Source organism: Pseudovibrio ascidiaceicola, assembly GCF_900114245.1.
GTDB classification, from domain to species: Bacteria; Pseudomonadota; Alphaproteobacteria; order Rhizobiales; family Stappiaceae; genus Pseudovibrio; species Pseudovibrio ascidiaceicola.
The window spans coordinates 269,187-280,486 of record NZ_FOSK01000002.1 but is presented as its reverse complement, the minus strand read 5'-3'; the positions used below and the strand labels follow the sequence as shown (position 1 = coordinate 280,486).

10 protein-coding genes and 1 riboswitch are annotated in these 11,300 nt (G+C 52.5%); of the genes, 5 read left to right on the top strand and 5 right to left on the bottom strand.

The window, feature by feature from the left end:
- Positions 1 to 55 precede the first annotated feature (55 nt).
- From BM231_RS05510 to BM231_RS05500, 3 genes are all read left to right on the top strand, one after another.
- Positions 56 to 703, top strand: a complete 648-nt coding sequence (locus BM231_RS05510; RefSeq protein WP_093517431.1) for a GNAT family N-acetyltransferase — start codon at positions 56 to 58, stop codon at positions 701 to 703.
- Between the two features lie 102 nt (positions 704 to 805).
- Positions 806 to 3,694, top strand: a complete 2,889-nt coding sequence (locus BM231_RS05505) for an EAL domain-containing protein (RefSeq protein WP_093517429.1) — start codon at positions 806 to 808, stop codon at positions 3,692 to 3,694.
- 199 nt (positions 3,695 to 3,893) lie between these two features.
- On the top strand, positions 3,894 to 4,952 hold the full coding sequence (locus tag BM231_RS05500; protein ID WP_093517427.1) for a D-alanyl-D-alanine carboxypeptidase family protein: 1,059 nt from the start codon (positions 3,894 to 3,896) through the stop codon (positions 4,950 to 4,952).
- Positions 4,953 to 4,975: 23 nt separating this feature from the next.
- On the opposite strand, the gene BM231_RS05495 is transcribed toward BM231_RS05500, so the two are convergent.
- The 5 genes from BM231_RS05495 to ispH all read right to left on the bottom strand — a co-directional run bounded on the left by BM231_RS05495 (position 4,976) and on the right by ispH (position 8,890).
- Positions 4,976 to 5,260: a PilZ domain-containing protein gene (locus BM231_RS05495; RefSeq protein WP_093517425.1), complete on the bottom strand. Its 285-nt coding sequence runs from the start codon at positions 5,258 to 5,260 to the stop codon at positions 4,976 to 4,978.
- Positions 5,261 to 5,524: 264 nt separating this feature from the next.
- Positions 5,525 to 6,454, bottom strand: coding sequence for a diacylglycerol/lipid kinase family protein (locus BM231_RS05490; RefSeq protein ID WP_093517423.1), 930 nt, complete (start codon positions 6,452 to 6,454; stop codon positions 5,525 to 5,527).
- A gap of 23 nt (positions 6,455 to 6,477) precedes the next feature.
- A complete protein-coding gene (gene rnhA / locus BM231_RS05485) occupies positions 6,478 to 6,930 on the bottom strand; it encodes a ribonuclease HI (RefSeq protein ID WP_093517421.1) in 453 nt (150 codons plus the stop codon).
- Positions 6,927 to 7,892, bottom strand: a complete 966-nt coding sequence (locus BM231_RS05480; protein ID WP_093517418.1) for a homoserine kinase — start codon at positions 7,890 to 7,892, stop codon at positions 6,927 to 6,929. Before BM231_RS05480 ends, rnhA begins: the two co-directional genes overlap by 4 nt.
- A gap of 2 nt (positions 7,893 to 7,894) precedes the next feature.
- A complete protein-coding gene (gene ispH / locus BM231_RS05475) occupies positions 7,895 to 8,890 on the bottom strand; it encodes a 4-hydroxy-3-methylbut-2-enyl diphosphate reductase (RefSeq protein WP_181952033.1) in 996 nt (331 codons plus the stop codon).
- 165 nt (positions 8,891 to 9,055) lie between these two features.
- On the opposite strand from ispH, the gene BM231_RS05470 reads away from it, so the two are divergent.
- Positions 9,056 to 9,688, top strand: coding sequence for a hypothetical protein (locus BM231_RS05470; RefSeq protein WP_208860107.1), 633 nt, complete (start codon positions 9,056 to 9,058; stop codon positions 9,686 to 9,688).
- 121 nt (positions 9,689 to 9,809) lie between these two features.
- A riboswitch (glycine riboswitch) is annotated at positions 9,810 to 9,904 on the top strand.
- Between the two features lie 199 nt (positions 9,905 to 10,103).
- Entirely contained in the window at positions 10,104 to 11,246 is a 1,143-nt protein-coding gene (gcvT, locus tag BM231_RS05465) for a glycine cleavage system aminomethyltransferase GcvT (RefSeq protein ID WP_093517413.1), read from the top strand.
- The last annotated feature ends 54 nt before the right edge of the window (positions 11,247 to 11,300 follow it).

Sequence of the window (11,300 nt, the reverse complement as noted above, 5' to 3'; positions counted from 1 at the left end):
AATTCAGGTAATGCTTTTTGCATAATGGAGCTCTGATTAAGAGGGGAGAGAAGCTGTGTCATTTTTTAAAACAAGCACATCTCCCCAATCTCTTGCGGTATTGACCACAGGCCGCCTGTACTTGCGTGCGCCATCCATGGCGGATTTTGCGCAATGGGCTGATCTGCGAGCTCAGAGCAGAGACTTCCTGCAGCCGTGGGAACCCACGTGGCCAGCAGATGATCTGACAAAAGCTGCCTTCCGAAAACGTATTCGGCGCTACAATCGCAATATCCGCGAAGGCTCTCACTACCCGTTTTTTCTGTTCAACCGGGATACCGACGAGTTGATGGGGGGCCTGAACCTTTCCAATGTCCGTCGCGGTGTCGCACAGGCAACCTCGCTTGGGTACTGGATGGGAGCATCCTTTGCGGGCAATGGCTTTATGAAAGAGGCCGTTCAGCGTGTCTGTTGTTTCTGCTTCAATGATTTGCATCTGCACCGCATCGAAGCAGCCTGCCTGCCATCAAATGAAGTCTCCAGGGCGCTCTTAATGAAGGTTGGATTCTCTGAACTGGGCTTTGCACCCTCGTATTTGTTCATAAACGGAATGTGGCAAGACCATATTTTGTTTGGCAAAATCCGGGATTCTGCGCCTATACCAGCCAAAGTCCTGCCACAATCAGAGGCAGATGGGGATAAATTGCCTGTAACACATGCTTGAACCATGAAACTGGCGCCTTGACGATGTAATGATCTTGGCAAGGAATTCAGTTAATTTTTCGTTATCGTGGAGAAGCCGGTGTCAGGGACTTATTGTCAGCGCATGCAGAACGTTATTCAGGCTGTTCTGTTAAGCGCTCTCCTGCTCATTGTGGTTGCGTCACAAGCCTTGGCTTTGGAGGCGATTGTCGTCCCCAAGGATGTTGATGCACTCGATCTGACCAGCTCTGTCGATATCTATCCCAACACCAGTAAAAGCATTCAGGTCTCCACCGCTCCGGATTCTGACGGCATCGTCCGACGCATTGAAGTGCGTTCTGTTGATGATACCGCCAGCTCCTGGGCCGTGTTCGCACTCTCCAATCCGGGGGAGGAGCAGATCGATCGCCTGCTTGTTGCGCCTTACTACAAAATGACCGGCGGCGGTGTGCTAGTGCCAGACCTGGGTCAACGCCGCATAGTTTCCCTGACCCCAAGTCAGGGCATCCCACCAATCCGTGAACGCAGCACGGAAGCGGATATCTACCGCATCACGCTGGATCCGGGTGCTAATGTTACCTTCATTGCCGAGGTGAATACGCCAAGCCTGCCGGAACTCCGCCTCTGGAAACCGGAAGCTTACAAAGACAACATCAACGCCTACACGCTCTACCGTGGTATCGTGCTCGGCATTGCTGGCCTCTTAGCGCTGTTCCTCACCATCTTGTTCGTGGTGAAGGGAACAGTTCTCTTCCCGGCAACTGCGGCTCTTGCGTGGGCCGTTCTGGTTTATTTGTGTATCGACTTTGGCTTTTGGAATCTCGTCTTCGGGCGAACGCTAGGGGATGATCAGCTCTATCGAGCGGTGGCGGAAATCAGTCTCACAGCCGCGCTTGTGGTCTTTCTTTACGCCTACCTCGGTCTTAGCCGCTGGCACATTCATTACACACACCTCGCGATCGGCTTGTTCATCACAGTGCTCAGCCTGTTTGGCTTGGCGCTTTGGGATCCAACCATTGCTGCGGGCATCTCCCGTATTCTGATGGGTGGTGTGGCAATCGCTGGCTTCGGTGTCATCCTGATGCTCACCGTTCGCGGGTTCGAGCGCGCGATTATGCTGCTGCCAACATGGTTCCTGTTCCTCGCATGGCTGTTCGCTGCGTGGATGGCAACGACAGGCATGTTGCAAAGCGATCTGGTTCAGCCAGCGCTCGCAGGTGGTCTTGTCCTCTTCGTCCTACTGCTCGGTTTCACCGTCATGCAGCACGCCTTCGCAGGCTCCGGCCTTTCCCACAGTGTGGTGAGCGATGTTGAGCGCCGCGCACTGGCTCTGACAGGCTCCGGTGACATCATCTGGGACTGGGATGTGGACCGCGACAAAATCCACACCAGTGGTGGGCTGGAAGAAGCTCTAGGCATCAAGCCGGGTCTTCTGGACGGTCCGGCTCGTCTCTGGCTCGAAATTCTGCACCCGCAGGACCGTGACCTGTTCCGTGGCACATTGGATGCAGTAATTGACCATCGCCGTGGCCGCGTCAATCAGGCGTTCCGTCTGCGCGGGGAAGATGGTCATTACCGCTGGTTCAAGATGCGTGCCCGTCCGGTGCTCGGCTCTGATGGTGAAGTGATCCGCTGCGTTGGTACGCTGCTGGACATCACCTCTCAGAAAACCGCTGAAGAGCGCCTGATGCACGATGCCGTGCACGACAACCTGACCGGCTTGCCAAATCGCGAACTGTTTATGGACCGCCTCGTTGCTGCGCTTGCTCGTTCACGAGCAGAAGGCAATGGCAACCCGACTGTTATTCTGATTGATCTTGACCGCTTCAAGCAGGTTAACGACAGTATCGGTCAGACGGCAGGCGATTCCATGCTGCTCACCGCTGCACGCCGCTTGTCTCGCCTGATCAAACCGCAGGACTCTCTGTCTCGCATCTCTGCAGATACCTTCGCAGTGCTCATGATCTCCGAGCAAGACGCAACACGCATCGCATCCTTTGCGGATGAGCTGCGCAAATCTCTGCGCACACCAGTCACCTTTGGTGATCAGGAAGTGTTCCTGACAGCATCCATCGGCGCTTCAATCTTTGATGGTGGCCCTGAAAAGGCAACTGACCTGATGCGCGACGCGGAAATTGCACTCAATCACGCCAAGCGCCTCGGTGGTGACCGCATCGAGATCTTCCGCCCAACGTTGAAGCCAGTTGCCAGTAACACACTCGCACTGGACAATGACCTGCGTTCCGCTCTTGAAAAAGATGAAATCAAGGTCGTCTTCCAGCCAATCGTCCGTCTTTCCGACAAGACCACAGCAGGCTTTGAAGCGCTGGCTCGCTGGGAGCATCCAAGCCGCGGCCTGATACCACCATCCGAGTTCATTCCGGTTGCTGAGCAAAGCGGTCTGATTAATGAACTCGGCCTGCGGGTAATGGAGAAGGGCGCTCGTCAGCTTGCACAATGGCAGCGTGAGTTCAAACACGCACTACCGCTGTTCGTCTCCGTAAACATCTCGTCCCGCCAGCTCTTGAAGCCAGACCTCATCAATGATGTGAAGGCCGTGCTAGCACGCACAGCTCTAACGCCTGGCTCTTTGAAACTAGAGCTGACTGAATCTCTGGTCATGCAAAATCCGGAATTCTCCGTGCAGGTTCTTGAGCGTTTGAAAGGGCTTGGTGCTGGCCTGTCACTGGATGATTTCGGCACCGGCTATTCATCCCTGAGCTACCTGCAGCGCTTCCAGTTCGACACCATCAAGATCGACCAGTCCTTCGTCCGTCCAAACGGCCAGAGCGCTCGTCCGGTCATCCTGCGTACCATCGTCGCGCTGGGTCATGATCTTGGTATGGAAGTGGTTGCGGAAGGTGCGGAGACTGAGTCTGATGCGCTGGAGCTCTTCCAGCTCGGCTGCGAATATGTTCAGGGCTTCCACTTCGGCCAACCAATGCGCGCTGCTGAAGCTGGCCGGATGCTTAAAGAGCAGTTCGCCCAACAGGACCGTAATAATCAGAGCTAAAGCGACTAGGAAAACTATAAAGGATCTGCGTGGTTGCAATGGGAATTTGTGGCCATGCGACTTTCGCATCTTTGTTATAGAAAATTTGATCAATCACCGCTGAATTTTCACTGAATAACTCATGTGGTGACATACTCGAAGCAAATTTCTAGGGACATCTGTTCGGGCTCTCTTTTCCCTATCTGAGATTATTAGCTGCATGTTTTGTTTTGGTAATGCGTGTCGAAAACTACACGTCGCTTTGGGCTTGGTCCTTGTTTCAACTGGTGTCCTAACACCGGCAAGCGCCACACCATCGCTGGTTTTGAACCTCGATACGCAAAAGGTCCTCTACGCTGAAGATGCAGGCAATCCTTGGTATCCCGCCTCAACAACCAAGTTGATGACCGCACTCGTAACCTTTGAGGCTCTTGCCAACAGAGAAGTTGACCTTGAAACGTCGGTGGTGATGTCCCCTTGGGCGATGAAGCAGGATTCTTTGAAGTCCGGCTTGAAGGTCGGAAGCGTCATGACACTGCAGGATGCGCTTTATGCGGTGCTTGTTGGATCAGCCAATGATGTCGCAGTTGCGCTGGCAGAAAGTGTCGCGGGGAGTGAAGATGCATTCGCTCAGCGTATGAATGCCACCGCGCAACGTCTTGGGATGACCGCAAGCCACTTTGTGAATGCCAACGGCTTGTTCGAACCCGCTCAGCAAACATCCGCACGTGATCTGGCAATTCTGGCGAGTGAAGTCTATCTGCGGTTCCCACAGTATCGTGACGTGTTCGCCACATCAAAAGTGCTCATTAATGGCGTAGAAATCAAATCTTACAATGAGTTGCTGACACGACTGCCGGGTACCGTCGGTATGAAGACAGGCTTTGTCTGTTCATCTGGCCGCAATATCGTTGCACTTACAGATCGTGGCGGGCAGCGCTTTATGGCAATCGTTCTTGGCGCGACGACGGGGCGGGAGCGTAGCGAAAGAGCAGCCAAACTCCTGACTGAGGCAATGGCTGGTGAACTGCCCCCCAATGGTCAGCAACTAAAAGAAATTGCAAACGATCTGCACCGTCAGCCTGAAAACATGCGCAAACAGGTTTGTAGCAGCCAAAGTGCAGCCTACGAAGCGCAGCAAAATAAGCGCTATCCAATGGGCATCGGCAGGAACAAAAGTTACCTGAAAGCAGCGGTGAAGCACAAAAGTCATAGCATCCGCACTTGGAAGGCTGCTGTTGGTTTTAGCGGCCCAATACCCTATCCAAAACCGAAGTAACTCCCGGCAATGCCTGTCACTTATCAGAGTTTGGCAGGCTTGGAAGTGAACTTGATGCCTGCTTCTTCGCAATGCAGCCAGACGACCTTGCCGCTGAAGGAAAGCTTGCGGGTTGGTACTTGAATTTTCACCGTGTCTCCGGAAACGAGCTTTCCGGTATTGATCAGCAATCGGCAACCACCGTTGCTGATATCTTCAATCACGCAGGATCGGTTGAAATTATCCGTAAGCAGAACCGCAGGCCAATGACAGGCATGCCGTTTGAAGTCTCGGTTCTCTATCTCTAAAAGTTTCGGACGAGGTATCATGTGACCACCGGCCTTTACATCAATATACGGTAACTAGAATCATTAGTTTGGAAACTGATGTACGCATTATCAATTATATATTGCGCAGATATTAACGCGCAGGCGGCCTATTGTCTCAGCCTAAGCTATTCATATCATGAGATAATTTGTGAAAGCTTCAACTCTAAAATATACTGAAGGGATGTGTCGCCTGTAACCTGCGGGAAGCACTACGTAAATTTGAGGCTGTAACCATCAAACGGGCTTCTGAAGGGAGGGACTGTTCTAGTTACCAGAAATAACTGATAATTCACAGTCACCAACAGAAACCTCAAGCGGTGTGCCACCAAACGGCTCTCCGTCGATTTGAACAGCTGCCGCGCGATAGGCATCTATACGGGCTGTTTTGATGGTTCGGCACTCAACATTATGGGATTTGGCGACGCTGCCAGTAAGTAAGCGGCATGCGTATTTGAAGAGCGCCCACACTCCGTCTTCTTTGAAGATCAGTAGGTGCAACTTCTTCTCTAAAATGGAAGCATCCGGCACGACGAGGTGCTTACCAGCGTAATAGCGACCATTGGTGATCAACACCATGGCACATTGCAGTTCTTCATCGTCTGCACGGACTTTAAAGCTGCCTTTACGGCGCGAAAAGGCCAGCTGGGCGGCAATGAAGAGATAAGCAAACCGACCATAGCGCCGCTTCAGGCGCAAAGGTACAACATGCACCACTTCTGCATCAAAGCCGGTTGAGGTGGAAAGGAAAAACGGGCGCCCGTTGGCAAAGCCATTGTGCAGTTTCGTCGTCTTGCCTGCGATGATGGTTTTAGCAATCTCACGTGGGGTATTCGGCACACCCAGTTCGTGGGCAAGTACATTTGCAGTGCCAAATGGAATAATTGCCAGATGCGGCTTCATTCCACGCCCCAGCATGGCAGATGCAGCCTCACTGACAGAGGCGTCCCCACCAGCGACAGCCAGAATATCCGTATTCAGATCAGGGTCCATGCAGGTCTCAGCGATTTCACTGGCACGGCTGGTGAGTTTCAACTCCACCTTCATCCCAGCGTCCTCAAGGCACTTCACGATCTCAGTGATGCTCTGAAAACGGAAAGACGTTGCTGTTGGATTGGCAAGAATAAGCACGCGCTTGGCCTTGCGCGATTTCTTCTTCGCCTCATCCGGCCGAGAGTGGGGAAGCTGGTTTTCCATAAACCTGACCTTGCCTTCCCGACTTACTTGGATTTCTGAAAGGGTTTCATACCCTTACGCGCAAGTTCATCAGCACGCTCGTTTTCTTCGTGCCCGGCATGACCTTTGATCCAATGCCACGCAACATCATGGCGTTGTGCCGCTGTATCCAGCAGTTGCCATAAATCAGCGTTTTTAACGGGTGAATTGGACGCAGTCCGCCAACCCTTACGCTTCCAGTTATGCATCCACTGTGTGATGCCGTTTTTCACATAAGAGCTGTCGGTATAAAGATCGACGGCACAGGACCGCTTCAGGGAATCAAGAGCCTGAATGGCTGCCATCAACTCCATGCGGTTGTTGGTCGTTGCGGGTTCGCCGCCGCACAATTCTTTCTCGTGTTCACCAAAGCGCAACAGCACGCCCCAGCCACCAGGCCCAGGGTTGCCGGAGCAAGCTCCATCAGTCCACGTCTCAACACGTTTGGTATCGGTCATTTATCCAGCCCGTATGCACTCGCATTGGATACGCCACGATGGAACCTGAGTTTATGCAGGTATTCAAGTGGATCTTTAGGAACAACAAGCGCACCTTCCGGCACTGACAACCAGTCGTAAAGACGCGTCAGCAGGAAGCGCAGCGCTGCACCACGGCACAGCAAAGGCAGGTTGTCGAACTCAAGCTCACTGAACGGGCGCACACTACGGTAGCCTTCCAGCAATGCCCGTGCTTTCGTGACATTGAACATGCCATCTGGCTCAAAGCACCATGCATTGATGCAGATCGCCACGTCATAGGCAAAAGCATCATTACAGGCAAAATAGAAGTCGATCAGACCGGAAAGTTCCTTGCCCAGATAAAATACATTGTCCGGGAAAAGATCGGCGTGAATAACACCGTTTGGCAGTTCTTTCGGCCACAGCGCCTGCAGTTCATCCAGTTCTGCAGTCAGCTCTTCTGCAAGGCCAGCCTTCACTTCATGCGCACGCTCACGACTGGCATCCAGCAAGGGTGCCCAGCCGTCAACACTCAATGAGTTTGGTCGCTTGATCTCAAAGTCAGCGCCCGCCAGATGCATCCGTGCCATGCCTTTGCCCAGCTCTGCGCAATGTACCAGCTGAGGCTTACGAACCCACATACCATCAAGGAAAGTGACCATGGCTGCAGGACGTCCCGCAAGCTCACCAAGCATCTGCCCGTCGCGGTCAATCAGTGGGGTAGGGCAGTTCAGGTCCTTAGCGGCAAGGTGTTGCATCAATCCAAGGAAAAACGGCAAATCATCAGGATTAACCCGTTTTTCGTAGAGCGTCAGGATGTAGTAGCCCGTCTCCGTATGAACCAGATAGTTGGAGTTCTCGACACCTTCAGCAATGCCCTTGTAAGAGAGCAAATTGCCAATGTTGAAACGGTCGATGAAAGCGCCCAGCTCTTCATCGGAAACATCGGTATATACAGCCATAACTATTCAGCCGGACTTGTTCCGCTAGGCGCGGCAGCGGTCCGTAACTCTTTCGGTAGATTGAATGAAATGTCTTCTTCAGCAGTTGTAACGGTTTCCAGTGTCACATCAAAATGCTCACGGAAGGATTCAACAATTTCTTCAACAAGGATTTCGGGAGCAGATGCACCAGCAGTGATGCCGATTGTCTTTGCTCCTTTAAAATCATCCCAGAAGATCTCAGAGGCCCGTTGAATGAGGAAAGCCTTCTCACAACCCGCTCTCTCACCAACTTCGCGCAGGCGCTTGGAGTTGGAAGAGTTTGGCGCGCCAACCACAATCATGGCATCGCACTTAGGTGCAATTTCCTTCACGGCGTGCTGGCGATTTGTTGTCGCGTAGCAGATGTCATCCTTGTGCGGCTTCGCAATGGTCGGGAAGCGCTCTTCAAGAATTTGGACAATCTCTTCGGTGTCATCAACAGAAAGAGTTGTCTGAGAAATCCACGCCAATTGCCGGTCAGTCTTCGGTTTAAACTGGCGAGCATCCTCTGCAGTCTCAATAAGAGAGACGCGTCCGCGCGGCAGCTGCCCCATGGTGCCGACAACTTCTGGATGGCCTTTATGACCGATCAGCAGAATTTCGCGCTCGCGTCTGTCGTGCAAAATAGCCTCTTTATGCACCTTGGAAACCAACGGACAGGTTGCATCAAGAAAGAACAGATTACGCAGTCGTGCAGCCTCAGGTACAGATTTCGGTACACCGTGCGCAGAGAATATAACAGGGCGGTCGTCTACCGGAATCTCATCTAATTCCTCAACAAAAACAGCACCTTTGTTGCGCAGAGATTCAACCACATACTTATTGTGAACGATCTCGTGGCGCACATAAACAGGGGCACCGTATTTCTCGAGCGCGAGGTCGACGATCTGGATCGCGCGGTCAACACCGGCACAAAAGCCACGTGGAGCGCAAAGAAGAATTTTGACCGGTGCCTTTGTGGTCGGCGTAACCTGCATGACGTATTCCTGAGTTTTGACTTTGAGCAATTGAAGGATGTTGACTGCCTCTGTCAAGAAAAAGAGTTTTTAATCGGGCAACAAGCGCTGATTTTCTCCAATATTCAGCCTGTCAGCTTCCTCTACTGTGTTTCAGGTGCCTGATGTATCTCGCCATTTGCGTTTGTGGCTGATATAGAAACAAAAACTGCAGGTAAATTTGGGATTCGAATGGTGGGCAATTTATTGGCAAAATCACTGCTCAAAAACACAGGACGGGCAATTCTTCTGGTAGCACTTGGTGCTTCACTGGCAGGTTGCGGCAGCTTTATGTCATCAGACAACGAGCTGGAAGCATCCTCTGCAAACCCGCCTGCAACTGAAAAGACCTTTGATCTGTCCGTTCTCCAGGCACCAGCCTTATGCCCCGCTTTGCAGGAGCTTTCAGGAACAACCATCCTGACGGTGTACCCGCGCGGAAAAGAAAAGACGCCTGAGAATCTGAGCTATCAGGCCATCATTACGGATTGGGCGCGTACTTGTAAAAAGTCCGGCCAGAATTCCGCAATGAAATTGGGCATCGCGGGTAACATTACGCCCGGTCCAACCTGGAAAGGCGGCGAAATATTGCTTCCTGTGCGTGTAGCAGTCACACAAGATGTGGATGGCGGAGAAAAAACAATCTACTCCAAACTCTTCAGCGTTCCTGTCACTTTAGGGGCCGGATCACCGTCTGCAACATGGGCATTTGTGGAAGAAAATATTATTCTTCCGAATGAACCGCGACAAAATGTTGTATTTGGATTCGACGAAAAGTGAAAAATAGGTTAGTAAGTGATTACAGCTTGGCGTCAAAGTGTCGCGCCAGCCTTCTTGAATGACACGTTGCAGTCATTCAGGGGGAATACATTCGCCGGGTCTGAGGAGGGCTGGCGAGTGATAGAGCTGTGCGGGAGAGAATAAGCCACCCATTGGGTTATCGCCGAAGGAGCAACCGCCCCGGAAACTCTCAGGCAAAAGGACCGCACAGTAAGCAACACTCTGGAAAGCAGTGCCGAGCACGCAATCCTGATGGATCGCATGTTAAGGCTCTCACCGAAGGAGTAACCGCTTTGGTATTTGTAGCTACCAGCGCGGGAAATCTCTCAGGTTCTCGAGACAGAGGGGGCGTACTCGATCATTCCGCGAATTTGGAATGGTTTTCGATGTGTACGCCACTGTCTGAGGGGACCATATGGCTGAAGCTGCAGACCTGCTAAAAACACCGCTTTTCGATCTTCATGTAGAGCTTGGCGCTAAAATGGTGCCGTTCGCTGGTTATGATATGCCAGTGCAGTTCCCGCTCGGCGTGATGAAAGAACACCTCTTTACACGTGAAAGCGCAGGCCTCTTCGATGTGTCTCACATGGGGCAGGCTTGGCTTGTAGGCCCAGACCACGCAACCACTGCGGCTGCTCTGGAAACGCTCGTTCCTTCCAACATGAAGGAACTGAAGCCGGGCAAACAGCGTTACACCGTTCTGCTTAACGACAATGGCTGCATCATTGATGACCTCATGGTCTCTCGCCCGCTGGCAAGCGAAGATGATGGTCGCCTCATGCTCGTCGTAAATGCTGCATGTAAAGACAACGATTATGAAATCATCGCAGCAGCCCTTCCAGAAAACGTAAAGCTTGAGATCGTTGAAGATCGCGCATTGATCGCAATCCAAGGTCCAAAAGCTGCTGAAGTGATGGCGCTGCATGCACCAGAAGCTGCAGAAATGGGCTTCATGGAAGCGCGTCCTCTGGAATTTGACGGCATCTCCGTTATCGCCTCTCGCTCAGGATACACTGGCGAAGACGGCTATGAGATTTCCATTCCTGCTGGCGCTGCTGAAGCAGTTGCAAAAGCGCTGCTCGCAGATGAGCGGGTTGAATCCATCGGGCTTGGTGCTCGTGATAGCCTGCGCCTTGAAGCAGGTCTTTGCCTTTATGGCCACGACATCGACGAAAACACCACACCGGTTGAAGGCAACATCACCTTCTGCATGCAGAAGCGCCGTAAAGAAGCAGGTGATTTCCCAGGTGGTGAGCGTGTGCTGAAACAGCTGGCAGAAGGCACTGAAAACCTCCGTGTAGGCTTGCTGCTTGAAGGCCGCGCACCAGCACGTGAAGGCGCGGAAATCCGCGTCCCGGGTACAGAAGAAATTATTGGCCGCGTCACATCTGGCGGTTATGGGCCAACTCTCGGCGCACCAGTTGCGATGGGTTATGTCCCGTCCAATCTGGCAGAAATTGGCACAGAACTGGAGCTTGTGGTTCGTGGCCGCGCGCTTCCTGCCAAGGTTGCTGAGATGCCGTTTGTAGCGCAGCGCTACTACCGCAAACCAAAATAATTCCGGTGAGGGCAGCGGGCTGCCCCAATCACAATCCAATCGACAAACGACAGT

Excerpts from the sequence above, each read along its gene's own strand:
- BM231_RS05505 (WP_093517429.1), top strand. The coding sequence starts at position 806 with ATGCAGAACGTTATTCAGGCTGTTCTGTTAAGCGCTCTCCTGCTCATT.
- BM231_RS05500 (WP_093517427.1), top strand. The coding sequence starts at position 3,894 with ATGTTTTGTTTTGGTAATGCGTGTCGAAAACTACACGTCGCTTTGGGC.
- BM231_RS05495 (WP_093517425.1), bottom strand. The coding sequence starts at position 5,260 with ATGATACCTCGTCCGAAACTTTTAGAGATAGAGAACCGAGACTTCAAA.
- BM231_RS05490 (WP_093517423.1), bottom strand. The coding sequence starts at position 6,454 with ATGGAAAACCAGCTTCCCCACTCTCGGCCGGATGAGGCGAAGAAGAAA.
- rnhA (WP_093517421.1), bottom strand. The coding sequence starts at position 6,930 with ATGACCGATACCAAACGTGTTGAGACGTGGACTGATGGAGCTTGCTCC.
- BM231_RS05480 (WP_093517418.1), bottom strand. The coding sequence starts at position 7,892 with ATGGCTGTATATACCGATGTTTCCGATGAAGAGCTGGGCGCTTTCATC.
- ispH (WP_181952033.1), bottom strand. The coding sequence starts at position 8,890 with ATGCAGGTTACGCCGACCACAAAGGCACCGGTCAAAATTCTTCTTTGC.
- gcvT (WP_093517413.1), top strand. The coding sequence starts at position 10,104 with ATGGCTGAAGCTGCAGACCTGCTAAAAACACCGCTTTTCGATCTTCAT.